The following is a 24,832-nucleotide window of genomic DNA, read 5'->3' on the forward strand; positions in this document are numbered from 1 at the left end:
GCCGAGCCTAATGGCCTCGCGGAACGGTTCCGTCACACCACGGCCACGGGCCGGGGCGTCCCGCAGTCCCGGGGGTCTCCCCTTCGCCGCGATGCCGCGGGACGGGTCCGGGCGTCGTTCCGCGGGGGCTCGGGGACGCGCGCGTCCGGGCGGTGTCCCGGCTCCACTGATTCGGCCGCGGCGGAGCGGGAAAAGGATGCGTCGTCCCGGACCCGTGCCCCGAGGAGGCGCATGCCGACCCGCTCAGTCTCGTGCCCCGTGCCGACCCGGCCGCGCCGGGAGCGGGCGTGGACTCCGTAGCCGAGGGGCTGCGGGAGGCGTCGGCCGCCCTCCGGCGGTGGCGGCGTGATCCCGTGGTCGTCCAGACCTTGCGGTCCACGGCCGCGGCGACCATCTCGTACGTGGTCGCGCTCGGCCTCAGCAGCGAGCCCGCGCCGCTGACCGCGCCGCTCACCGCCCTGCTGGTCGTCCAGGTGACGTTGTACGCCACGCTGACCACGAGTCTGCGCCGGGTGAACGCCGTCGTCGTCGGTGTCGTGATCGCCATCGCGTTCAGCGTCCTCGTCGGTCTGACGTGGTGGAGCCTCGCCCTGGTCATCCTCGCCTCGCTGGTGGTGGGACGGTTCGTCAGGGTCGAGGAGTTCGTGCCCGAGGTCGCGATCAGCGCGATGCTCGTCCTCGGCGTGACACAGGTCGCGAACACCGCCTGGGACCGGGTCCTGGAGACGCTCATCGGCGCCGTCGTCGGCCTGCTCTTCAACGTCGTCCTGGTGCCGCCCGTGTGGGTGGACACGGCCGGGGAGTCGATCGCCGACCTGGCCCGGCGGATGCGGCTGCTGCTGCTCGACGTCGGCGAGGAACTGACGGCGCCCGCACCCGTCGAGCGGGCGGCGGCGCGGCTCCACGAGGCGCGGCGGCTCGACAACGACATCGCGGACGTCGACGCCGCGCTGCGCCAGGCGGAGGACAGCCTGCGCCTCAACCCCCGGGTCAAGGAGGGCTTCCTGCACCGGATCGTGCTGCGCACGGGGCTCGACACCCTGGAGATCTGTGCCGTGGTGGTGCGTGTCCTCACCCGGACGCTGGCCGACCTCGCCAAGCGACGCCAGGGCCAGGTGCTGTTCCCGCGCGAGACGGGCCTCGCCCTGGAGGAGACGGTGCAGTACCTCGCGGGCACCCTGGTGAGCTTCGCCGTGCTCGTCACCTCGCTGTCCAGCGGCGGTTCCGCCACGGCGGAGGCACGGCTCGCGGCGGAACTCGAGGCGGCCGGCGCGGCCCGAGAGCGTGCGGCGCGGCTCCTGTGGGACCAGGCGCGCGAGGACCCTGAACTGTGGCATCTGTACGGGGCGATGCTGGCGGAGATCGACCGGGTCCTGGACGAGCTCGACCCGGACCATCGCGGGCGGCGGCTCATGGAGGAGCTGGACCGGCACGCTCGTGACCAGCGGGCGCGGCGCCACCGTCTCAGGTCGCTGGCCCGGCCCCGGAGCGCGCCGCCGCGGTGAGCCGCCTCCGTGGGCCGCCCCTCCCGGACGTCTCGGTCTTGTCGTACCCGTGTGTGCGGGGGCACGGGACCGGTGGCGTCGGGGCGACCGGGCCGCCGCGCTCCTCGCGCCACGGGACCGGCGGGCGGCGCCGTCCTCCGCGGGAGCGACGCCGCCTCCGTGCCTGCCGGTCGGGCCTTCGATCGTCCGGAGGTCACCCGGCGGGCTCTCCGCCGGCCGCCTTCCTGAGGAGCGTGCTGATGACCTCCTCGTCGGCAGGGGTGATGTCCGTGAGGGCGTAGCTGGTCGGCCACATGGTGCCCTCGTCCAGGGCCGCCCGATCGCTGAAGCCGAGGGTGGCGTAGCGCGAGCTGAACTTCTGCGCGCTCTGGAAGAAGCAGACGACCTTGCCGTTGTCGGCGTACGCGGGCATTCCGTACCAGAGCTTCGGCTTCAGGCCGGGCGCGGCGGCCTTGACGAGGGTGTGCACCCGTTCGGCCAGGACCCGGTCCGCTTCCGGCATTTCGGCGATCTTCGCGAGCACATCGCCTTCGGTGTCCGCCTTCGCTCCGCGAGGGCCGCGACGGGCGGCCTTCTTCAGCTCCTGGGCGCGCTCCTTCATGGCGCCGCGTTCCTCGTCCGTGAATCCGTCGTACGTCGCGTCGGCGGCGGACCTCCGGGCGGACGACTGCGTGTTGTTCATGACGGGTTCCTCTCCGCGGGTCGGTGGTCAGGGTGGTGCGAGGCCGGGGGCCGGCCGTGGCTCAGGAGGGCGCGAGGCGTGGAGTACGTCGTGGGGCCGCTCGGGGAGGTCTTCCGGCGACGCCGGTGTGTGGCGGCGGGCGCCGTGCCGGTCAGTTCGGTGACGCGGGTGCGGAAGATGCCGGGGGACGGGAACCCGACCGTGAGCGCGGCCTCGGCCTCGGTGACAGTGAGGTCTCGGCGTCGCAGCAGCGCGGTCGCGTGCTCGACGCGCCGTGCGGTCAGATAGGCGTAGGGCGCCTTGCCGTAGGCGAGCCGGAACTCGCGGCCGAGTCGACCGGCCGGCATGTTCGCCTCGTGAGCGAGCGCCTCGACGTCCAGTGGTCGCGCGTACTCCCGGTCGATCCGGTCGCGGACGCGGCGCAGACGAGCGAGGTCGCTCAGCCGTCGCGCGGTCGTCAGCGCTCGGCCCCATGCGGGCTGACACATGCGGGAACCCTTTCCTCGGTGTCGTAGGAGACGCGGGTGCGGGCGGGCCGGGACAGCGGCGTGCCGCCTTCCCGCGCCGGGTGGCCGTGCGTCGCGCGGACACCCGGGCGGTCGGCCCGTCCGGGACGGATCAGCGGAGTTCCTGGATGCGGATGAGGTTGCCGGCCGGGTCGCGGAAGGCGCAGTCGCGGACCCCGTACGGCTGCTCGGTCGGCTCCTGGACGACTTCGGCGTCGCCGGCCTGCACCTTCTCGAAGGTGCCGTCGAGGTCCCGGGTGGCCAGCAGGATCCAGCCGTAGGTGCCCTTGGCCATCATCTCGGCGATGGTGCGTCGCTCGTCCTCGGTGACTCCGGGGTCGGCGGCCGGCGGCGCCAGGAGGATGGACGTGCCGGGCTGGTCGACGGGGCCGACCGTGATCCAGCGCATGGCGCCCTGTCCGACGTCGGTGCGGACCTCGAAGCCGAGGACGTCTCGGTAGAACGCGAGGGAGGCGTCCGGGTCGACGTGCGGAAGGGCCGTGGTGTGAATGGTGATGTCCATGACCGTCACGTTAGAGGCGCTTGCCGGTCACCGCTTCTCGATTCCTGACCGGTCCGGCACCGAAGGGTCCGGTACCGGTCGGCCCACGGCGGTGCTTGCGGGCGTCAGCCCCCGCCGGTGAGTGGATCGACCGGGAAGGCGCCGGAGGCTCCGTCGGCCTCGGCCGCGTCGGCGAGCGCCTCGGCGGCGGCCTCGGCTGCCTGGGCCGCGTCGTCCGCGGCCTGGGCGGCCCGGTCGTCCGAGGTCTTCTCTCGGGTCGCCGGTGACTGGGGGAGCACCTCGCTGAACGCGCGGGACACTCCTTCCAGGGCGGAGGTGACCTCGCTGGGGATCACCCAGAACGTGCTGCCCGGACCCTTGGCGAGCTGCGGCAGGGTCTGCAGGTACTGGTAAGCGAGCACCTTGGGGTCAGGGTCGTTGCGGTGCACGGCCTGGAACACCTCGTCGATGGCCCGTGACTGGCCTTCGGCCTTGAGGATCTCGGCCGTGCGGTTGCCCTCCGCACGCAGGACCGCTGCCTGCTTGTCGCCTTCGGCCGTGAGGATCTGGGACTGGCGCTGCCCTTCGGCGCCGAGGATCGCCGCCCGCTTGTCGCGCTCGGCCCGCATCTGCTTCTCCATCGCGTCCTTGATGGACTGCGGCGGGTCGATCGCCTTGATCTCCACCCGGTTGACCCTCAGCCCCCATTTGCCGGTGGCCTCGTCCAGCACGCCGCGCAACTGGTTGTTGATGGTGTCACGGGAGGTCAGCGCCTTCTCCAGGTCCATGGAGCCGACCACGTTGCGCAGGGTGGTGACGGTGAGCTGTTCGACCGCCTGGAGGAAGTTCGCGATCTCGTAGGCCGCCGCGCGCGGGTCGGTGACCTGGAAGTACAGGACCGTGTCGATCTCCACGACCAGGTTGTCCTCGGTGATCACGGGCTGGGGTTTGAACGAGACGACCTGTTCGCGCAGGTCGATCACGGGATGGACACGGTCGATGTAGGGGATGACGACGTTCAGTCCGGGGTTCAGGGTGCGGTGGTATCGGCCGAGCCGCTCGACGTTGCGCGCGCGGGCCTGCGGCACGATGCGCACCGCCCGGAGCACGGTGAAGACCGCGAAGAGCGCGACGATCAGCCCCGCGACGAGGAGCGCAGAGACTTCCATGGTTCATCCCTGGGGGTAGACGAGTGCGGTGGCGCCGCTGATCTCCACCACGTCGACGGTCGTGCCGGGAGGGATCACCAGTGCCTCGTCATAGGCGCGGGCCGTCCACTCCTCGCCGCCGATGCGGACCCTGCCACCCACTCCCGTGACCTCCGAGACGACGTAGGCGCTCCTGCCGATCAGGGCGTCCACGCCGAAACGCTCCCGCTGCGGCCGGGTCACGGTGCGCAGGACGAGGGGACGGACGAACAGCAGGGTGGCGGCGGCGACGATCGTGAACACGAGGAGTTGCAGGGGCAGCGGAAGCCCGAGCGCCGCGAACCCCGCCGTGATCAGCGCGGCCCCTCCCAGCAGGCCCAGTGCGGCCGTGAGAGTGAAGATCTCGGCCACGGCCAGCACTCCCGCGATGATGAGCCAGATCAGCCATAGGTCCATGGCCCCTCCTCCCGCGTGTGCCGCAAGGGTGACCGGTCGACGCCCGGTTCCGCGTGGATCGGACAGCCGCTACCTCCGAGTATCACCGATGAAGCTCCGATTCGTGAGGAACATCGCGAATGATGCTTTTGAAGCATTCGGTGTGAGGTGCGAACCGACACGTCGCTCGGGAAGGCCCCCGTGTGGTGGACAGGGCGGCGACGGGGCCGAGGAAGACTCGCGACGGCCCCGGCACCGGTACCGGCACTCGGCGCCGGAGCCCCTCTCCCGCACCGCGCCGCGGGGCGGTGCGGGATCACCCCGCCGGAGCCGCCGGGGAACGGCGGCGGAGGTGCCGCACGGCGAGGAGCAGCTGCAGGGCAGCGGCGGGGCGCAGCAGTACGGGCCGGGGCCGCTCGGGCATCCGGCCCGCGCGGACGGCGTCGGCGGTCACGGCGGCGACCGGAAGGAGCCACGCGCCGACAGCCGCGAGCCGCACCGTCCGGCCGGGTTCGTGCCGCAGCGCGAGCCAGGTCCAGAAGGCGGCGTCGGCGATGCTGTCCGCGTGCTCGCCGAACGGGCTCACGGTGCCGCGCCGGCGGGCCGTGCGGCCGTCGGCGAAGTCCAGGGCGACCGCCAGCAGCCCCGACCAGCGGCCGGCTCCGGCGGCCAGCGCGGGAAGGTTGCCGCGCAGCAGGGTGAACACGTCCGCGAGCGCCAGGCGGTCGCGTCGCTCCAGAAGGCCCAGATGGAGGACGCCGAGGGTCCAGCTCGCCGTCACCCAGGTCACGCCGGCGCGGTCGGGGGCCGCGGCGAGCAGGACCGAGTGCAGGGCGGTGAGCTGTCCGACGGCCCGCGGCCGGAATGTCGCCTGCGCCAGGGACCGCCCCGCGGCCAGCCGCAGGAAGCCGGCGACGGCACGGGGCCGCCCGCGGCCCGCCGAGAGCGTCCGGAGCAGGGCGTCGGTGGCGGCGCGGGAGTCTGCGAGGTCGGATACGGACACGGACACGCGGGCGTCCCTCCTTCCGGGTGCGCCGTCGATGACGGTTCCACCGTAGGCGCCTGACCTCGCGCGGGCCGAGGCCGCTCGCGGGCGGCCGTCCACCGGGATTCCACGTGACCGAGCGGGCCCCGGGCCCCGGCGACGAGTCCGTGCGGACCGGACGGCGGACCGTTCGGGCCTCGCCGCGTCCGGCCGTCCCGATGCGCGTCGCGCGGCCGTCACGCATGATCGAAGCGTGTCCCAGGTGACGACCACCGACCTGTACGAGGTCACCATGGCTCTCTCGTACCTGCGGGAAGACCTGCGCGCGCCGGCCACCTTCAGCCTGTTCGCACGCGAGCTGCCCCCGGGGCGCGGCTTCCTCGTGGCCGCCGGGCTCGAGCCCGCGCTCGACTACCTCTCCCGCTTCCGCGTGGGGCGCTCGGACATCGCGGACTTCGCGGAGGTGCTGCGCAGGCCCGTCGAGGAGCTCGAACCGCTGCACGGGCTGTCCTTCGACGGGCAGGTCCGGGCCGTGCCCGAAGGTCGGCTCGTCCTCGCCGGGGAGCCTCTCCTGGAGGTCACCGCCCCGCTGCCGCAGGCGCAGCTGGTGGAAAGCTTCCTGCTCTCCCTCCTCTGCCATCAGACGACGATCGCGTCCAAGGCGGCCCGGTGCGTGCTCGCCGGCGCGGGCCGCCCCCTGGTGGACTTCTCGCTCCGCCGCGCCCACGGCGCGGAGGCGGGCACGCAAGCGGCTCGGGTGTGCGGCCTGGTCGGCTTCGCCGGGACCAGCAACGTCGCCGCCGCGCGCCGCTACGGCATCCCCGCGGCGGGCACGATGGCCCACTCGTACGTCGAGACCTTCGGCTCCGAGGAGGCGGCGTTCCGGGCCTTCGCCCGCGCCCACCCGGGGCCGGTGACCTTCCTCGTCGACACCTACGACACCGATCGGGGCGTGGCGACCGCCGCGCGCGTCCTCGCGGACCTCGGGCTCGGTCCCGGATGCGGGATCCGTCTGGACAGCGGCGACCTGGGCGCCCTGGCCCGCCGGGCACGTGCCGCCCTGGACGCGGCGGGGCTCGGGGAGGTGCGGATCGTCGCGAGTGGCGGACTGGACGAGTACCGCGTGGACCGGCTGGTGCGCCAGGGGGCGCCGATCGACGCGTACGCCGTGGGGACGAAGGTCGGCACGTCCGCGGACGCCCCCTTCCTGGACGCGGCGTACAAGATGGTCGAGTACGACGGCCGGCCCGTCATGAAGCTCTCATCGGCGAAGGTGACGGCTCCCGCGCCGAAGCAGGTCTTCCGCGGTCCCGGGCTGCGAGACGTCATCGGCCTGGCGAACGAGGAGCCGCCCGCGGGCACGGAGCCGCTTCTGCGGACCGTGATGCGTGGCGGGCTCCGCACCGGGCCGCCCGACACCCTGGGCGCCGCCCGCGCCCGCTTCGAGGCGGACGTCGCGGAACTGCCGGAGGAGGCGCGGCGTATCGAGGCTCCCGTGGCGCCGCTGCCGGCCGTGTCGACGCGGCTGACGGCCCTGACGGCGGTCGTGCGGCACAGGCTGGAGGCGCGGTCACCGGAGAGCGACGGGCGAGGTGACGGGTGATGAGGCGCCGCACCGGGCCTGGCGGACGCCGCGGCTGACCGAGGCGCGTGCGTCGGCGGGGGCGCGTGCGTCGAGGCGGTGTGGGACTCGCGTCGGTCCGGTCACGCCGCTGCCCCGCACGGGCACCGTTCACATCCCCTCGTCCGGCTCCGGTGCGGAGGGCGGGACGATCTCGACCGGGCAGTGGGCGTGGTGGATCAGTGTGTGTGCGACACGGCCCAGCGACGGTCCCACGCCCAGCGCGCGACGGTCGCGGCCCATCACGACGAGGTCGGTGTGGCTGCTGGCCTGGATCAGGATTCCGGGTGTGCTCGTGCCCGTCTCCACGTGGTGCCCGACGATGAGCCGGGGGTAGAGCGCGCGGACACGGTCGGCGAGTTCCTTCACCTCCTGAACGCGCTGGCGGGCGATCCCGTCGAGGTCGTCCAGCATGGTGGCGACGCTCCCGATGTGGGTGAGCACGTTCCAGACGCTCACCAGGCGCAGCGCCGCCTTGCGGGCGTCGGCCTCGGCCGCCGCGTGGAGCAGCCACCTCAGATCCGCGGCGTCGTGCACGGCCGCGGTCACCGAGCCCGTGTCGGGGCGCCGCCCCTCACCGCGTACGACGATCACCGGCACGTCGGCGCGGGCGGCCACGCCCAAGCCGACGGAGCCGAGCATCAGGCTGGAGAATCCGCCGAGCCCCCGGTTGCCGACGACGATCGTTCCCCGGTGGCCGGCCGCCGCCCGGAGAGCGGCGACCGGCTCCTGACGGCTCAGTTCCCTGGTGACGGCGAGGTCCGGGAAGCGGTCCCCGACCTCGCGCGTGGCTTCGGCCAGCAGGTCGCGGCCCGCCTCGCGCACCGCCTGGAGCGTCTCGGCGTTGGCGTAGAGGGCGCGACGGTCGGTGTCGGAGGCGTGCACGAGACGCAGGGGACGCCCCCGGCGGTCCGCCTCGGCGGCGGCCCACAGGACGGCCGCCCGCCCGGAGGGCGAACCGTCGACGCCCACGACGACATGGCCGAGCTCCGGCCGGGCGGGGGTCTCGCTGTTCATGGCTCCTCCTCCGGAGTACGCCCGGGTCCCCGGGCGGCACGCCCGAGGGGCGACACCTCCACGCTGCCACCGCGGCGGGCCGTCCGGGAGGGGCCGATCGGTCCCGATCACGGCCTGCCCGGCCCTGCCGCCGGAAGGCGCGGGACCTCCAGCCTGGTGACAGGCACGTCCCGTCCGGCACGGACCCGGGACGGGGCCCGGCGACTCGACGGAGGAGGCGTGTCATGACAGCCGCGGTCATGGTCGGCATGGACGGTTCGAGGGAGTGCCTCGCCGCGGCGGGGTGGGCGGCGGCGGAGGCGGCGTCCCGGAGGATGCCGCTGAGGCTGGTGCACGTGGCGGAGTGGCCGAGTACTCCGGAGGTGCCCGCGCCGTACGGCCGTGCCGTGGACGAGCGGGCGGGGCGTCTGCTGCGGGTGGCGGCGGACCGCGCCCGGCGTGACCATCCCGGCCTGGAGGTGGTCACGGAACGTGCGCGCGGCCGGGTGGCGGAGGAGCTCACGGCGGCGGCGGACGAGGCGGATCTGACGGTCCTCGGCTCGCGCGGGCTGGGAGGCGTGTGGGGTTTCGTCGTCGGTTCGGTCTCGCTGTCCGTCGTCGGCTCGGCGCGACGGCCGGTCGTCCTGGTACGCGCCGACGACGGCCACGTGGTGTCCGAGGACGGGATCGTGGCGGGCGTCGACATCGACCAGCCCTGCGAGGCCCTGCTGGCGTTCTCGTTCGACGAGGCCGCCCGGACCGGCATGCCGCTGAGATGTGTCCACAGCCGGACGCTTCCCGCCCCGTACGGCTACGCGGCCGTCGTGGACCCGGAGATCGGCGAGGAACTGCGCGGTCGTCTCCTCGGGGTACTGGACGAGCTGCTGGAACCGTGGCGGAAGCGGTACGGGGAGGTGAAGGTGGCGGCCGAGGTGGTGGTGGGCCCGGCTGCCTACCAGCTGGTCGAGGCGTCGCAGACCGCCCGGCTCGTCGTCGTCGGGCGCCGCAGCCGCCGGCTCCGGCTCGGTCCGCGTCCGGGCCATGTCGCCCACGCGGTCCTCCACCACAGCCCCGCGCCGGTCGCCGTGGTCCCGTCGGCCTGAGCACCTCGCGCCCTTCCCGGTCCGTCGCCGGGCCGTCACGGTCGGTGGGGGCCGACCGCGCGCGTCGGCGGGGAGGTCACGGCCGGGGAGCGGGCTCCGCGGGTGGTGGGTCGGTCGGGCCGAGGGGCGGGAGATGCCGGACCCTCGCGTCGGGGCCGGGGAACACCAGTGTCACCCGCCCCGTGTCGGACCATCGGACGTCGTAGGGCGGTGTGCCGTCGGCATGGTGCAGTCCGACGATCTCACCGTCCCGCCCCACGTCGCCGACCGTGGCGCCCCCCACGATCAACCGGTCGCCGAGACGGGCCCACAGCCCGGCGCGGGGACGCTCCTGACCGTGCTGTCGTGCTCCGGTCGCCGTCATGGTCCTCGCCTCCCGGCCCGGGGGTCCGGCCGCGGCCCTGCCGCGGTCGCCGTTCTCACGTCTCCACGGTGCCCCCGGCCGGCCGGTCCCGACAGGGGCCAACTGTCCCCGAAGGGGACCGTTCGGCACTGCCCGGGGCCGGCGCTTCGCAGGAAGGTGGCACAGGACGGCGGGAGCCGTCGGGCGTCGCGTCCCGTGGAGGAGGACCGTCATGGAGCACCACGGGACGGCGTGGTGCCGGCGCACGGGCGGGCCCCCTCCCGTACCGGCGGCCGTGTCCGCGCGGGGCGGGCGGATGATCACTCGCGCCCACCACGCCGTCCCGGCGGCCGGCGCGGGCCGGGGGCCGCGGGATGACGAGGGGATTCCGCGGGGAGACCATGGAGGGCGGGAACGGTGCGGTACGCCGTACCGCACCGTTCCCCGGGCGGGCGGTATCCGGCGGGCCGTCCTTCCGGGGCGCGGTTCCCCGGGACGCGGGGCCGGTGGTCCGGCGACTGCGCGCGGCTCTCGGCGGCCGGGTCCCGGTGGACGGCACCCGGCTCACGTACGACGGCGACGACACCGAACGAGGAGGTGCACGATCATGGCGCGGAGCATCGTGGTCGGCCTGGACGGCACGGAGCAGGCGAGAGCCGCGGCGGAGTGGGCGGCGGAAGAGGCGCGGCTGCGGGAGACCGCACTGCACCTCGTGTACGCGAAGGAACCGGTACCGGAGGCCCTTCTGTCGCTGGTGACCCGGGAGTCCGAGGAGGACTGGGCCGAGGAGATGCTGGTGCGCACCGCCGCCGCACTGCGTGCACGTCATCCCGCGTTGTCCGTGACCACGCGCCTGCTGCCGGCGGGCCCCGTGCCGGAACTCGTCGCCGTCGCCGAGGAGAGCGAACTGCTCGTCCTCGGCTCGCGGGCACTCGGAAGCGTGGCCGGCTACCTGCTCGGCTCGGTGGGCCTGGCGGTCGCCGGCTCGGTCGAACGGCCCGTCGTACTGGTCCGGGCCGTCGGCCGGGTCACCGCCTCGCGGGGCACCGTCGTGGTCGGCACGGACGTGCGGCAGCCCATGGACGCCGTACTGGGATTCTCCTTCGAAGAGGCCGCACGGCGCGGTGCCCGGGTCCAGGTCGTGTACGCGCAGCAACTCCCCCTCTACGCGGGTCTGGGGCCGGCGATGGTGCCCGACGTCCGGGCGGCCGCGGCTCCGGAGGTCCGGCGCTGGCTCGACGAGCAGCTGGAACCCTGGCGGGCGAAGTACCCCGAACTCGATACCGCCGCCCGGGTGGTGGCGGGTTCGGCCGGCCTCGCACTGGTCGAGGCCGCCGACGACGCCGCGCTCGTGGTGGTGGGCCGGCGGAGTCGCCGCTCGGCGCTGGGTGCTCGCCTCGGCAGCGTGGCCCACGCCGTCCTGCACCACAGCCCGGTGCCCGTGGCCCTGGTACCCCACGACTGAGCTGAGAGCCTGTCGCGTGGCCTCTGACCGGGGCGGCGGCGGACCGCCCGAACGCGGCCGTGAACGTCCCTCGGGGCCGGGCGGCGGCGGCCCGGCCATGGGGTCCTTCGGTCCCTTCCTCGGGACCGGGTGGCCGTAGCGCCGGGGGCCGTAGGGAGGTTGGTATGGAACACATGAACACCGATCGGCCGATCCTCGTCGCCACCGGGGTACGCAAGACCTACCGCACGGGGTCCGTGGAAGTCGCCGCCCTGGTCGATCTGGACCTCCTCGTGCGTCACGGCGAGATGGTGGGGGTCATGGGTCCTTCGGGTTCGGGGAAGACCACGTTGCTGAACTGTCTGTCCGGGCTCGACGACATCGACGGCGGCCGGGTGGAGGTCGGCGGCCACGACCTGTTCGCGATGTCGGACGCGGCTCGCACGGAACACCGGGCCCACACCATGGGTTTCGTCTTCCAGGCGTTCAATCTCATACCCGTCTTCTCGGCGGTGGAGAACGTCGAACTTCCCCTGCTGCTCGTGGGCACCCGTCCGCGTGAGGCCCGGCGCAGGGCGCTGGACATGCTCGACCGGGTGGAGCTCGGCCACCGGGTGGAGCACCGGCCGAACGAGTTGTCCGGGGGTGAGCAGCAGCGGGTGACCATCGCCCGTGCGCTCGCCGCGCGCCCGGCCGTCGTGTGGGCGGACGAACCGACCGGCAATCTGGACAGCACGATGGCCGAGCAGGTCATGGACCTGCTGTGCGAACTCAACCGGGACGAGGGCCAGACGATCGTCCTGGTCACCCACGACGGTGCCATCGGCGCGCGTGTCCCCCGGCTGATCCGGATGCGTGACGGGCACCTGGTCGGCGACGTCCGCCGGTCCGTTCCCGCCCCGCCCGCGACCCGCGACGTCCCCTCGGGCTGACCATGTACCCGGGCCTCCTTCTCCCCCTGCTCACTGTTCTCGGGCTCGCGCTCGCGGCCCTGGTGCTGGTCGCCGTCCGGCAGCCGGTGTCACGGAGGCCGGCCTTCCGGCAGGTCGCCCGCCGGCGCACCGAGGCGGCGCTGGTGATCGGCGGATCGATGCTCGGCACGGCCATCGTCATCGGGGCCCTGGTCGTCGGCGACACCCTGAACTTCTCCGTGCGGCAGGAGGCGTACCGGACCCTGGGGCCGGTGGACGAGCGCGTGGTCGCGCCGCCCGGACCGGCCGGGAGCGCGGTCGCCGAACGGCTCGCCTCCCTGGCGGACGGCCCCGACGTCGACGGTGTACTCAGCGCCCGGACCACCCAGGCATCGGCCGTCAGCGAGGCCGACGGCCGCACGGTCGCCGAACCGCGCGTGCTGGCCTGGCAGATGGACTTCGACGAGGCGTCGCGCTTCGGTGCGGCGGGGGGAGACTCCGGGCTCGGCGGTCCGGTCCCCCCGCCCGGCGCGGCGGTGATCAACGAACCGCTGGCCCGGTCCTTGCGTGTGGGAGCGGGGGATCCGGTCACGCTGTACCTGTTCGGAGCGCCGCGCAGCTACCGGATCGAGCGGGTGGTGCCCGAACAGGGCCTCGCCGGCGTGGGTCTGGGCGGCAGGTCGAGCCGTAACGTGTTCCTGCCGCCCGGAGACCTCGACTCCGCGGCCCGGACCGCGGGGGCGGAACCGTACGCGGTCACCTTCGTGTCCAATCGCGGCGGTGTCGAGGGCGGCGACGCCCTGACGGAGCGGGTGACGGCCGGCATCCGGCAAGCCCTGGGGCCGCTCGCCGACGGGACGACGGTCGAGACGCCGAAGCACACGGTCCTGCGGGACGCGAAGCAGGCCGGGGACTCCCTCGGGGCCCTCTTCCTCATGATCGGCAGCTTCAGCATCATCGCGGGCGCCCTGCTGCTGGTGAACATCTTCGTCATGCTCGGCGAGGAGCGGAAGTCCCAGATGGGCATGGCACGGGCCGTGGGCATGAAGCGTTCGCGGCTCGTCGGGTCCTTCACCCTCGAGGGAGCCGTCTACGCGGTCTCGTCCGCGCTGCCCGGCGCGGCCATCGGCGTCGCGGTCGGCTGGGGCGTCGCGGTGGTGGCGGCGGAGATCTTCCGAGGATGGTCGGTCGGTGGCAGCAGCATCCGCGTCGTGTTCGACGTCACGCCCACGAGCGTCCTCAACGGGCTGGCGATGGGCCTGCTCATCGCCCTCGCGGCGATCCTGGCGACCAGCGTGCGCATCAGCCGGTTCAACATCATCGCCGCGATCCGCGATCTGCCGGCCACGCCCGGGAAGGGGCCGCGCCGCCGCCTGCTCGCCGTCTCCACCGCCCTGGCCGTCCTGTGCGCGTGCGTGGCCGTCCCGGCCGTGGCCGGCAGCTCGCCCGAGGCGACGTACCTGCTGCCGGCGCTCGCACTCGTCTTCGCCACTCCGGCGCTGCTGCTCGTCCTCTCCCGGCACGCGGTCACCACGCTGGTCGCGGGAACCGTCCTGGCCTGGACGCTTCTGGCCCCTGTGGTCCGCCCGGGGATCTTCGACACTCCCTCCATGGCGGTGTACGTCATCCAGGGTGCCCTGGCCGCGTTCTCCGCGGTGGTCCTCGTCAGTGACAACCAGCGGACGCTGCTCCTCCCGGTGCGCAGGCTTCTCCGACGCCCGACGGAGAACGGCCTGGCGGCCCGCCTGGCTGTCGCGTACCCCTTGGCCAAACGGTTCAGGACCGGTGCGACGCTGGTGATGTACACCCTGATCGTCTTCGTCCTCGTGCTGCTGACGGAGATTTCGGGCGTTCTACGCGCCGGAGTCGACGGGGTCGTCGCCGACGCCACCTCCGGATACTCCCTGCGCCTGGACTACAACCCGCAGGTCGCCGGAGACCGGCTCCTCACCGAGCTCCGCGACGGCCGGTCCGCTGCCGGGATCTCGGCCGTGACACCGCTCCTCACCGCCAGGGGGCGGGCCACCGATCCGGGACACCGCACCACCCGGCCGCTGGACGCCGCCGTCGTCGGCGTGCCCGACGGGGCGATCACCGGCATCACCTTCCGGGAGCGGCTGCCCGGCCTGGCCGACGACGCCGCGGTGTGGCGGGCTCTCGCCTCCGACCCGCGCTACGTCGTGCTCGACGCGTTCTTCGGCAGCACCGGCGGCCCGGCCGGTGACTTCTACGATCCCGGGGACACCCTCACCCTCACCGACCCCGGGACGGGCCGCGAGGAGCGGAAGGTCATCGCCGGAGTCCTCAGCAACGGGCTGGTCTTCTACCCGGGCACCGGCGCCGGTTCGACGACGTACCCCGTCGTACAGAGCGAGCGGGCCACGCGTGAGCTCTTCGGCGCCCAGGCGCGGAACGCCTCCGCGCTGGTGCGGACCGGTCCCGGAACCTCCCCCGACGCCCTGGCCACCCGGCTGCAGGGCGAGCAGCTCGCGTCCAGCCTGGTCGCCACCCCCATCGAGTCGGACCTTCGCCGTCAGTTCGACTCCAGCACCGCCTTCTTCCGGCTCATGCAGGGCTTCCTCGCTCTGGGTCTCGGTGTGGGCATCACCGGTCTCGGCGTCGTCATGGTCCGGGCCGTACGCGAACGCCGCCGCACCCTGGGCATTCTGCGGGCTCTCGGCTTCCGGGCGCGCACCGTCCGGCGGTCCTTCCTGTGGGAGAGCGCCTTCATCGCCGTCGAGGGAATCGTGCTGGGTTCCCTGCTGGGTGTGCTCACCACCTGGCTGATGTACAGCAACAGCGCCGCGTTCGAGGGCCTGGAAGGCGGCTTCCCGGTCGAGTGGACCAGCATCTGCGTCCTGGCCGCGGCCACCTTCGTCGCGTCGCTCCTGGCCACGACCGGGCCGGCACGGCGCGCCGCCGCCATCCGCCCGGCCCTCGCGGTCCGCGTCAGCGAATGACCGGACGCGCCGGGGGCTCCGGCGCCCCGTGCGCAGGTCCCGCTCCCGGAGCGGTGGGCGGCGTCGGAGGGGACGGCGGGGTGAACTCCACCAGCAGCAGCGCGGAGTCGTCGTCGGGCGGCGCCCCGGTGAAGGCAGCGACGTCGGCGCGCAGCCGTTCCAGAGCCGTCTCGGGGCAGGTCTCCCGCAGCAGCGGTCCCGCTCGCTCGGCCACCGGATAGAAGCGTCCCGCGGCGTCCCGGGCCTCGCTCAGGCCGTCGGTGTAGAAGAGGAGGCGGTCCCCCGCGCGCAGCGCGAGGCCGGTGACACTGTCCCGCTGCTCGCCTGGTCCGGCCAGCGCGGTGAGTCCGAACGGTGGTACGGGGCCGGCCGGTTCGACGTCTTCGGTCCTGCCGTCGGAGGCGAGCAGCAGCGGAGGCGGATGGCCGTGGCTGAACACGACGAGGTGTCCGCTGGGGGTGATCTGGGCGAGGAGACCGGTCACGAAGCGCTCGCCGTCGGTCCTGAGCCCCAGCGCGCTGTCGATGCGGCGGCCGACCTCAGCGAGGTCGGCGAGTTCGGGAGCGGATTCCCGGAACGCGGCCAGCACCACGGCCGCGCAGCGAACGGTGCCGAGCCCCTTGCCCTGGACGTCGGCGATGACGAGGCGGACGCCGTGCGGGGAGGGCACCGCGTCGTACAGGTCGCCTCCGACACGGGTGGCGCGGCTCGCCGAGACGTACGAGGCGGCCAGGCGGACGGGGCCGATCGTCGGCGGTACGGGGGCGAAGAGCACGTCCTCCAGAGTCTGGGCCACCTCCTGGACGTCCACCAGGCGCCGCTCGGTCCTCAGCCTGGCCCAGGCCGCGTACACGGCGGCCAGCGTGACGTAGCCGATGGCGACCAGGGCCACGTGCATCCGCAGGGCGCCCAGCCGTTCCGCCTTCGCCGCGAACACGACGCACAGGAGCGCGGCCACGCATCCCATGACCAGGACGTTCGGTACCGAGCCCCGAGCGGCCGCGATCGCGGGGCCCGCGGCGTACACCGGCAGCAGGTTGAACTCCGCACCCGTGGCCATGTCCACGACGGCCACCCCCAGCATGACCGCGAGCGGCAGGGCGCTCGGTGAAACGGCCGCCGCCTTGATTCGGCGCATCACCACGGCTGTACCTCCCGCACTCGCCGACCCGGACGTCCGCTGTCGACCCACTCCGGGATGACGCGGACGGACCGCGACGAGGCGGTGCCTCCGCCTCTCGTCCCGCCCGCCCGTCTCAGCATACGAAGGGCAGGGGGTTCGGACGAGGCGGAGCGGATCACGCCGCGCCGTCCGGCTTCGGCCCGACGTCCCGGGCCACCGGGCGGGCGGGCGCGGGGCGGGCAGGCCGGCCGGCCGACGGCCATGAGTGTGAGCACGGCCGCCGTGCCCGGCAGCGCGAGCCACCACCGGACCCGTCGCGTCCGATGCCCGGCACGCCCGTGACCCCGTCCTCGGCGCGGGTCCGTCCCCTCGCCTCAGCCCCAGGGCCCCGGTCCTGTGCGACCTCGGAGGTACGCGACCGGCGCAGCTGCCACCCGGGGCACACAGGGCCGCGCTCGCCCCGGGTACCCTCGCCGGCGGGCTCCCCCGCGCTCAGCTCCGGCCGGCGCGGGCCTTCCGCAGGAGCAGGCCGGCCGCGACGGCGGCGAGCGAGATCCCGGCCAGACCGATCACGGACCACCAAACCGTACGGTCGGCCCCGTCACCCGCAGCGCTCGAGGAGGGCGCGGGCGAAGCGGACGAGGGTGTGGCGGAGGCCGGTGCCGGCGCGGAGGGCACCGGTGCGGACTCGGTGGGGGTCGGAGCGGGCCCGGTGACCGGCGGCGTCGTGCCGCCGGGCGGAAGCGGATCGACGACCGGGACGGCGATCTCCCCCTCACCGTGGCCGAGCGAGGGGAAGCCCACGTCGACGGTGACCTTCCAGGTACCGGGGGTGAGGACTTCGGCGGTGCTCCAGCCGGTGCGGGTACCGGGGTCGCGGACCAGTCGCCAGGGCCCCATGGCGCGGGTTCCATCGGGACTGGTCGCGTTCACGGTGGCGGCGACCGTCTCCTCGACGGCGTCGCCGTCGTCCTCCCAGGTGATCTTCGTCGTGATGTGACCGTCCCGCTGCCCGGTCACCTCCACCTTGACGGTGTCCCCGTGGGCTTGGGCGGTGACCGGGAAGGCCAGTGTCCCGGCGCAGAGGGTGAGGAGGAATCCGAGACCCGTGAAGGCACGGAGAGCAAGGCGTGTCGGCATCGTGTCGGTACTCCTGGTGCGTGAGATGCGGTGGGAACGAGGTTCAGCGAGGACGAAGCGCCGGCGATGGGCGCTGTCGGGACGCGCGCCGCGGTGGCGGACCTGCCGTGGAGAGCCCGGGGTGTCGGTGGACGGTCGCACGCGGCGGCCGTCCACCGACGCCGGATCAGGGGACCGGGGCCCGTCGGCCCCGGTCCGACGCGAGGTCAGGAGCGCTTCTGGACCGTCCACGCCTGCGTCGCACGGCCGTCCGCGCGCTGGAGGTCGAGCAACCAGCTTCCGTAGTAGGGGCGGTTGCTCACCGTCAGGGCGTAGGTGCCGCCCGGGTCCGTCACCGTGACGGCTCCGTTGCGGGGGGACAGCTTCCACTTCTGCGCGGTGGCGGTGCCGCAGGGCTGCTGGGCGACCCACATGCCCGCGGCGGGCGCGCCGCCCGTCTGCAGGCACTTCCCGGAGACCGCCGAACGGATCCGGACGAGGCCGCCGCCGGCGTCGTCGAACAGCCACTGCTGCTGGGTGTAGCCGTTGGCCCGCGCCCCGACGAGTACCGTCCCGTTGGCGGAACGTCCGCCCCACACCTCGGCAGCCATTCCGGTGCCCGCGTTGCCGAGGGTGTAGCGGCTGCCGGGAGCGGTCGTGCCGCCTCCTGCGCCGGCCGTACGGAAGGAGGTCGTCCGTCCGGCTCCGCTGTCCCGGCCGGACCGGTCGCGGACCGAGACGGCGACCTTGTACTCGGTTCCGGGCCGGAGGTTGTAGACGCGCAGCGCCTGCGACTGGACCCAGGTCAGGTGCCTGCCGTTCAGAAGGACCTGGTACCAGGCGGCGCCCTCGACCTTGGGCCAGCTCACCACCGCGGCCGTGGACTGGATCTGGCTGACCGTCACAGTCGGTCCGCCGGTGGGCTGCTTGGTGGGGGTCGGCGTCGGGGTCGGGGTCGGGGTGGGCGTCGGGCTGGGGTTCGGGTCGGGGGTCGTGCCGCCGCCCTCGGAACGCATCAGGAACTGGTTGTCGGCGATGTTCCAGTGCGTGGCCAGGTAGCTGCCGGCCTTGGGATTGGTGTGGAAGTAGTCGTCGTGATTGCAGTCGAGGATGTTCTCCGCCGCCGTGTTGGAGCACACGTACCGCATCTTGGGGTAGTACGGGCTGTCCGAGTAGCACATGACGTCGTACTCGTCCGTGCAGTGCGCGCCGCGACTGGTGTTGGGGGCGCTGTTGTTGACCGCGCCGAGGTTGTGGCCGAGTTCGTGGGCCGCGGTGTGACCGCCCCAGCAGCCGGCGTCGGTGCGCCCGTAGGAGGGGCCGAAGTTGCTCTGGTTGTTCTGGCCGGGGCGTTCGTCGCCGGCGAAGGTACCGATGCCGCAGTAGACCTTGGCGTCCGCGAAGATCATGTACTTGCGGTCACGCCGGTCGAGGCCCTTGCCCGCGAGGGCCCGGTTGGTGGCACTGAACTCGGAGAGCGCGGACGCCGGGAGCTCGATGTTGAGCACAGTCGGAGTGCAGTCCGCCGCGGTCACGTAGCGGATGTGACGCACGCCGCCCGTTTCCTTGGCGCTCGCCGAGTAGATGAGGTCGGCGTCGGCCGCCCACCTGCGGAACGAGGCGACGTACTCGGCGTAGCGGTCCCGGTCGGGACCGTGCACGTACACGACCTGCACACGGTTGCCGGCGCTTCCGTCGCCGTCACACTGGACGGTCTGGCCCGCGGGACCGGCGGCGACGGCCTGCCCGCCGGACGAGGCGCCCGGCTGCGGCGCCGCCGCGGCCGAGGTCCTGGCACTTCCGGCGTCGACGGCGGGAGCGTCCTGGGGGCGTCCGCCGCCCTTCGCGGCGGCCGCGTCCCCGGACGCGGGCTTCGCGGGGTCGGCCGCGGCGGCCTTGGCGGCCACGACGGGCGCCACCTCGGCCTTGATGTCCACGCCCTTGGGCGGGGCGTCCGGCCCGTGGGTGCACAGTCCGGTGTCGGTGCGGTAGACGCCCGTGCAACGGTCACCCTTGGTGGCCACCTTGAGGCCGTCGTAGACCATGCCGCGGCGGGTGTCGTTGGCGGGCTCGCCGACGAGGGGCTTCGGCTCCTCGTCCTTCGCCGGGGCGGCGGCCGGCGCGAGGGCGCCCGGCGCGGCTCCGGTCCGCACGGGCGTGGGAGCCTGTGCGCGCGTTCCCGTCTGAGCGCCATCCCCCATTCCGGCGTAGGCCATGCCTCCCGCGATCACCGCCGCCGAGGCGATGGCGGCGGTGACGAGTATCAACCCCTTGCCCTTGCCCCGATGTTCGCGCTTCCTGCGATGTCTAGTCATGCGCACCTCAAATCCTTGGTCGGAGGAGTGGGTTCGCGGAAGCCTGCCAGACCATGGCCGGGGAGAATTCGGGCAAACGGGAATAGCCGTTGAGATATCTGACCGTTACCTTCCCGTTTGATTTGATGAACCCTCAACTCCGTTACGAGGGAGGGTAGTTACGCGCACAGACACCAAAAGGTCCGGACCTTCCCAGGGATCTCGTTATGGAATCGAGATATACGAGGTGCCCCTATTGACGGGAATTCAGTAAGAGGTTCGCCCCTATTGCTACCTCCTGAATCCCCCTCGTCACAAGCCGTGAGAAATCGTTTGCTCCTGCAGAGGAGCGAGTCGGCCGGCTGTACGCGGCACCGGGCAACCGCCCCTGCCCCACGCCCCCTTCGGGGGTCTCACGCGTGACGCCTGGTGCGGCGATCGGGAGACGGGGCACACGGCGGGCGTTCACCGCGCCGGTGAATCGTTCCGGGTTTCGACACCGAGTGGGCCGCGATGAAAGCGGTCGCCGCGAAACTCGGCATCGGCACGACCGAGACGCTTCCGAAGTGGCTGCGGCGCGACCAGGTCGACGCCGGCGTACGTCCGGGCGTCACGTCCGAGGAGTCGGCTGAGCTGAAGCGTCCGAACAAGGAGAACGCAGAGCCGAAGCGGGCGAACGAGATCCCGAAGGCCCGCGGCGTCATTCTTCGCGGCCGAGCTCGACCGGCCACACACGCGCTCGTAGGGTTCATCGACGAGCACCGGGACCGATTCGGCGGTGTCGAGCCGATCTGCCGCGTGCTGACCGCACACGACTGCAAGATCGCCCCCTCCGCCCATCACGCTCACCACGAACTCCAGGCCGCGCCTGGGCCAGGACCGTGCGGGATGCCGAGCACCCGCCGAATGCGAGAACAGCCACTACCTCGCAACCACGAAACCCCAGTTCACAACCAACATCTGCGATCTCTTCCGAACCCGGGGCGGTTCACTACCATGGTTGGTGATCACGTAGGCCGTCTCCACCACCATCGTCTTACGGACACGATGGCGGCCGGGAGCGGTTCGGAAGAGGGGGACTGGTGGAGATCGGCCTGGCGGAGACAATCAAGGCACTGCGTGGTGAGTTGGCGCAGGCGATGGCGGACGGCGAGGGTCAACCGGTCCGGCTTCGAGTGCAGTCGGTGAAGCTGGACGTACAGGTCGCGGTGACAGCCTCGGCAGAGGCCCAGGGCGGGGTCAAGTTCTGGGTGCTGTCGGCTGGCGGCAAGGCGACCGGGGGCGTCTCCGCCACGCACACCGTGTCGTTGGAACTCTCGGCCGAGACGGCCAACGGCGGCTCCGTCCTGACGGATTCGGGGCGCGAAGCCGTCCTGGAGGACTGACCTCGTGGATGAGTCGGTCCTCCGAGAGTGGCGTCGGCTGTGGCTGATCTGATCGCCGCGCAGCAGCCCCTGGAGCGCGTGGCCATGGTGGTGCGCCGCGGATCCGACGGCATCCCTCGATTCAGTGCTTCCGGATTCATGCTCGCCTCACGGCTGGCCATCTGCGCTGGCCACGGCTTTACCCATCCCGGTGACAGCTATGAGGTGAGACTTCCAGGGCGGTCGACTAAGAGGCTTCCGGTCACCGCGGTGCTGCGGCACCGGATCGACGATGTGGACCTCGCCCTCCTGGTTCTCGGGGAGGGCGGGCCTGTCATTCCTCCCGCCCGGTGGGGCGTCCTGCCCCGAACCGTGGAGTCGGTACCGTTCATCGCGATCGGGTTCCCCGACCATGCGTCGCGTCAGGACGTGCCGAAAACCCGTCAGTTGACCGGGGCGATCCTTCTGGGCTCCTTCCTGGGGAGCCACGAGGTGGAGCTGTCCCTCAGCAGCCCTGCGCCGCAGGAATCAAGCGGATCTCCCTGGCGGGGGCTGTCCGGGGCAGGGGTCATCACGCAAGACGGCGTTCTCGTCGGCGTATGCACGAGCCACCACGTTCCGTCCGGCGCGGCGAGCCTCACCGCAACCAACCTCTCCCAGGTGTCCCGGGATCCTGAATTCGTGCGTCTGCTGGCCGAGCACGGGGTGGAGCCGGTGCTACCGGGGGACATCATGCCGATGCCGTTCGATCCAGCCGTGCGCGGCCTCGTACGCACCCATGCCGAGGTCATGCGGCGCCTGCTCGGACGGCGGAGCTTCCTCGACGAGGAGCACTTGCCCTTCATCCATCCGGGGATGGACCACGTATCGCATCCGGACCGCCTGTTCGCCCAGCTGAGCACTGGCCGTTCACGAGGGGCACTGCTGGTAGGACCAGCCGGTTCGGGCAAGACGCGGACATGCTTCGAGGTTGCGCACCGGGCGGACCGCGCGGGCTGGCAAGTCCTGCACGTCCAGCCCGACAGCGCCGTGACGGTCGACGACGTGGCCGCATCCGTCGTCTCGTGCGGGCACCGACGGGTGCTACTGATACTGGACTACCTCGATGCCTGCCCACAGGTCGACCTGCGCGTCCTCGCCGACGTGCTGATCCCCGAGGCCAGGCGACGTGGCGCGACGGTGGCGTGCCTGGCCTCCGTGCGGCCCGGCTCCCTGCACACGGTTCAGCTCCGTGGCAGCAGCCGGGTGCTTGACGAGATCTATCTACGAGAGGACTGGCCACACCAGTCCGCGATCATCGACCAGGTAGTCCACCGCGCGGCACCCGAAACCGTGCGCCGATGGGGGAACGAGGCACTGTCCCAGATCTGCGGGCGGCGTCCGGTAATCGCACTGCTGATCGCACGGGCGATCGAGGAGCAGGGGCTGGCCCAGCACACACCGGGAGTGGCGGTATCGGTCCGGCCCGGCGAGCTGCTGGACTGGCTGCGCGAGGGCATGCGCCGGGACGCGCTCGCCAAGGAACCCGCACTCAGCCCCTCCCCCCTGGGTATCACCACCCCTGCTATCGAGCAGCTGGCCTTCACTGTGGCGGTCGCGGCGAGCCCGCAGCCCCGAGTGGTCGTCGAACAGACCATCGACACCTTCCTCACGGTGGCCGGTGGGCTGGCCGTTCCATTTGGAGGGCGGCACGTCGTCGACACGCTGATCTCACTTGGGTGGCTCGATGAGGTCGGCGGACAGCTGATCGTGGTCCACGACATCGTCACCGACGAACTCCTGGTGCAGTCACTGATGCCATCTCCCGGATGGAGCATCGACGCAGCTGCTGCCGGTGCGCTCTTTGCCGCGTTCACGCGGCATGCACGTACGTTCTCCGTGTTCACCGGCCATCTCCGACGGCTGGCCGTCGACATGGCCGCGCATGGCCCCGCCCATCGGATCGCCGCCCTGGAACGCTTTTGCGGGGAATGGCTCACGGCCCAGGTGGAACCGCTCGGCCGCCTCTTGGCGGGCGCCGGTGACGACGGCGGCCACGCGCTGCTGACGATGGTGGCGAGCCGGCCCTGGCAAGGGTTCGACCGCTCCGTGTGGAACACGCTGGTTGCTCCCTGGCTCTCCCGCGCCGAGACCGACCACACCGCGCAGCCGTTCCTCACCGCCGCCCTGAGAGGTATGGATCCCGCTCCCGCGTTCCTTGTCGAGGCTTCCGTCGGATGGCTCGTCCGCCGGGGCGGACAGACCGACACGGAGCATCTTCTGCTCGCACTGATCGAGCGCCCCGACCTTTCGCCGAGGACCGAGGACCTGGTGGTCGACTGCACCCTCGCATGGGTGTCTTCCCGTCCCGACTGGCGTCACACGCCCGCGCTGTTGAAACGCCTGCTGGCCATGGACCACTCCAGGGATCGACTGGAGAGAGTGATCGCGGGCGTACTGGCGTGGCTCACTCCGTACCGGTCCCTCGGAGTCGCACCCGTGATCCGTATGTTTCTGCAGCGTGCGGACATCGACGCGGTCGCCCGCCGGAAACTCGTGGACCACGGCCTCGTATGGTTGCGCTCCGATCTGCGCCCGGGCGTGAACATCGGTCCGGAACTGTGTGCTCTGCTTGAAGACGGCCACCTCCCGGACCCGGACCGCGCGACATTGATCCGAAGCGCGCTGGACTGGCTGGAGACGGGGCGGGTGTACCCGAGCACGGGCCGGGTCGTGCACAGACTCCTGTCCATGGACGGGAGTCCGCCGGAGCTGCGCCCCAGGGTGATCGCCGTCGCCCGTCGGTGGGCGGCTGAGGGCCCTGCCGGCCACCCGGCAGGCTCCCGTGTCCTGGGCACGCTGCTGTCCACCGACAGCGTTGCGGACGCCGCCGCCCTTCTCCTGGAACGACTGAGGTCGCAACCTGACGCCCAGTCCGGCCCAGCCATACTCCTTCGCCTGCTCATCCACTACGAGGAACTCACCCAGGACCAGGCTCGGACCGCCGTCACGCTCGCCTACACATGGCTCGACAGCCGCCCTGAGCACGAGGCCGTCGGTGCCGTTCTGGGCGCCCTCCTCCGCGTGCCGGACCTGCCGCCCGCACAGCTGCAGCGTGCCATCCGTCTCGGATGCGCCGCGCTCCTCGCACGTCCGGATGATCACGTGCTCATGGCCGTCATGCTCAGCCAGCTCCATGGGCTGACGCGCGATCAGGCACGGTCGATCGCGGACGTCAGCCTGCGGTGGCTCGCCTGCCACGGCGGCAAGGTCCAGCGCCCGGTGCTCGCTTCCTTCCTCACACGCCCAGACCTGTCCGTCGAACAGGCACGCATCGGCATCGACATCGCTCTGGCCCGACTGAGCACCGACCGGTCGATGAAGTCCCGCTCCGTGCTCTCCGGTGTCCTGCGCCACCCGGCCCTCGACGAGGACCTACGATCCCGCGCCGTCGACAGCGCCCTGAGCTGGCTCGAAGAACACGACATGGGGCCGAAGGCACGTCTTGTCATCGAGGATCTGCTCTCTCTCCCGGCGCTCCCGCCGAGCCAGAGATTCCACGTAATGCGTCTGGCAGCCGGCTGGTTGACCCGGCACGAAGAACTGCCGTACGCAGATCGCCTCCGCTCGGCGCTCGACGCCGAGACGCGGCGCGACGCCTCGCGGGAACGACCCGGAGCGGACTCAGGACCGCCTGCCCGGCGCTGACCGGCCTCGAAGCCTCTGCGGCAAGGCCGCCACCGCCTACAAAGCCGAAATCACCTGGCCAACATCGGCAGGCGCTCCGTCCACGCCGCCGGCTTGTGACCCGT

18 protein-coding genes and 1 pseudogene are annotated in these 24,832 nt (G+C 72.5%); 8 read left to right on the forward strand and 11 right to left on the reverse strand.

The annotated features are described in order from the left end of the window. The first annotated feature begins 287 nt into the window (after positions 1-287). Entirely contained in the window at positions 288-1,505 is a 1,218-nt protein-coding gene (locus tag OG393_RS02935) for an FUSC family protein (protein WP_327372955.1), read from the forward strand. Positions 1,506-1,698: 193 nt separating this feature from the next. Here the strand turns inward: OG393_RS02935 and OG393_RS02940 are convergent, their stop codons facing one another. From OG393_RS02940 to OG393_RS02965, 6 genes are all read right to left on the reverse strand, one after another. Beyond that, positions 1,699-2,187: an iron chaperone gene (locus OG393_RS02940; RefSeq protein WP_327372956.1), complete on the reverse strand. Its 489-nt coding sequence runs from the start codon at positions 2,185-2,187 to the stop codon at positions 1,699-1,701. After that, the gene (locus tag OG393_RS02945; protein ID WP_327372957.1) at positions 2,184-2,675 is read right to left on the reverse strand and encodes a helix-turn-helix domain-containing protein; all 492 of its coding nucleotides are present in this window, start codon (positions 2,673-2,675) and stop codon (positions 2,184-2,186) included. The genes OG393_RS02940 and OG393_RS02945 overlap by 4 nt, the downstream gene beginning before the upstream one ends. 130 nt (positions 2,676-2,805) lie before the next feature. Beyond that, on the reverse strand, positions 2,806-3,216 hold the full coding sequence (locus OG393_RS02950; protein ID WP_327372958.1) for a VOC family protein: 411 nt from the start codon (positions 3,214-3,216) through the stop codon (positions 2,806-2,808). 104 nt (positions 3,217-3,320) lie between these two features. Beyond that, positions 3,321-4,364: an SPFH domain-containing protein gene (locus OG393_RS02955; protein ID WP_327372959.1), complete on the reverse strand. Its 1,044-nt coding sequence runs from the start codon at positions 4,362-4,364 to the stop codon at positions 3,321-3,323. 3 nt (positions 4,365-4,367) lie between these two features. Beyond that, positions 4,368-4,799, reverse strand: coding sequence for an NfeD family protein (locus tag OG393_RS02960; protein WP_327372960.1), 432 nt, complete (start codon positions 4,797-4,799; stop codon positions 4,368-4,370). Positions 4,800-5,094: 295 nt separating this feature from the next. Continuing rightward, positions 5,095-5,787, reverse strand: a complete 693-nt coding sequence (locus OG393_RS02965; RefSeq protein WP_327372961.1) for a CDP-alcohol phosphatidyltransferase family protein — start codon at positions 5,785-5,787, stop codon at positions 5,095-5,097. 229 nt (positions 5,788-6,016) lie between these two features. Here OG393_RS02965 and OG393_RS02970 point away from each other — a divergent pair, with 229 nt between their 5' ends. Beyond that, positions 6,017-7,366: a nicotinate phosphoribosyltransferase gene (locus tag OG393_RS02970; RefSeq protein ID WP_327372963.1), complete on the forward strand. Its 1,350-nt coding sequence runs from the start codon at positions 6,017-6,019 to the stop codon at positions 7,364-7,366. Positions 7,367-7,495: 129 nt separating this feature from the next. Here OG393_RS02970 and OG393_RS02975 read toward each other — a convergent pair whose 3' ends face one another. After that, the gene (locus OG393_RS02975) at positions 7,496-8,401 is read right to left on the reverse strand and encodes a universal stress protein (protein WP_327372965.1); all 906 of its coding nucleotides are present in this window, start codon (positions 8,399-8,401) and stop codon (positions 7,496-7,498) included. Positions 8,402-8,625: 224 nt separating this feature from the next. On the opposite strand from OG393_RS02975, the gene OG393_RS02980 reads away from it, so the two are divergent. Further along, complete coding sequence (locus tag OG393_RS02980) at positions 8,626-9,483, forward strand: universal stress protein (RefSeq protein ID WP_327372966.1); 858 nt, start codon at positions 8,626-8,628, stop codon at positions 9,481-9,483. A gap of 115 nt (positions 9,484-9,598) precedes the next feature. On the opposite strand, the pseudogene OG393_RS02985 reads toward OG393_RS02980, so the two are convergent. Next, positions 9,599-9,796: pseudogene (locus tag OG393_RS02985) on the reverse strand (DUF1918 domain-containing protein); the annotation flags it as partial. A 637-nt stretch (positions 9,797-10,433) separates the two neighbouring features. Here OG393_RS02985 and OG393_RS02990 point away from each other — a divergent pair. The 3 genes from OG393_RS02990 (at position 10,434) to OG393_RS03000 (ending at position 15,141) form a co-directional block, all read left to right on the forward strand. After that, positions 10,434-11,291, forward strand: coding sequence for a universal stress protein (locus OG393_RS02990; RefSeq protein ID WP_327372968.1), 858 nt, complete (start codon positions 10,434-10,436; stop codon positions 11,289-11,291). Positions 11,292-11,455: 164 nt separating this feature from the next. Continuing rightward, positions 11,456-12,202 carry an ABC transporter ATP-binding protein gene (locus OG393_RS02995; protein ID WP_327372969.1) on the forward strand — a complete coding sequence of 249 codons (747 nt, stop codon included), beginning with the start codon at positions 11,456-11,458 and terminating at the stop codon, positions 12,200-12,202. A gap of 2 nt (positions 12,203-12,204) precedes the next feature. Continuing rightward, entirely contained in the window at positions 12,205-15,141 is a 2,937-nt protein-coding gene (locus OG393_RS03000) for an ABC transporter permease (protein ID WP_327372970.1), read from the forward strand. Here OG393_RS03000 and OG393_RS03005 read toward each other — a convergent pair. The 3 genes from OG393_RS03005 to OG393_RS03015 all read right to left on the reverse strand — a co-directional run bounded on the left by OG393_RS03005 (position 15,131) and on the right by OG393_RS03015 (position 19,698). After that, positions 15,131-16,279 carry a PP2C family protein-serine/threonine phosphatase gene (locus OG393_RS03005; protein ID WP_327372971.1) on the reverse strand — a complete coding sequence of 383 codons (1,149 nt, stop codon included), beginning with the start codon at positions 16,277-16,279 and terminating at the stop codon, positions 15,131-15,133. The two genes, OG393_RS03000 and OG393_RS03005, sit on opposite strands and share 11 nt — an antisense overlap. A 477-nt stretch (positions 16,280-16,756) precedes the next feature. Further along, on the reverse strand, positions 16,757-17,404 hold the full coding sequence (locus OG393_RS03010; protein WP_327372972.1) for a YbaB/EbfC family nucleoid-associated protein: 648 nt from the start codon (positions 17,402-17,404) through the stop codon (positions 16,757-16,759). 206 nt (positions 17,405-17,610) lie between these two features. Then, positions 17,611-19,698 (reverse strand): RICIN domain-containing protein, encoded by a 2,088-nt coding sequence (locus OG393_RS03015; protein ID WP_327372973.1) that lies wholly within the window; start codon positions 19,696-19,698, stop codon positions 17,611-17,613. A gap of 1,061 nt (positions 19,699-20,759) precedes the next feature. Here OG393_RS03015 and OG393_RS03020 point away from each other — a divergent pair. Both OG393_RS03020 and OG393_RS03025 read left to right on the forward strand, forming a co-directional pair. Further along, on the forward strand, positions 20,760-21,062 hold the full coding sequence (locus tag OG393_RS03020) for a trypco2 family protein (RefSeq protein ID WP_327372974.1): 303 nt from the start codon (positions 20,760-20,762) through the stop codon (positions 21,060-21,062). Positions 21,063-21,101: 39 nt separating this feature from the next. Beyond that, on the forward strand, positions 21,102-24,728 hold the full coding sequence (locus tag OG393_RS03025) for a serine protease (RefSeq protein ID WP_327372975.1): 3,627 nt from the start codon (positions 21,102-21,104) through the stop codon (positions 24,726-24,728). Positions 24,729-24,832 lie beyond the last annotated feature (104 nt).

The sequence above is a fragment of the Streptomyces sp. NBC_01216 genome (assembly GCF_035994945.1).
Taxonomy (GTDB): domain Bacteria; phylum Actinomycetota; class Actinomycetes; order Streptomycetales; family Streptomycetaceae; genus Streptomyces.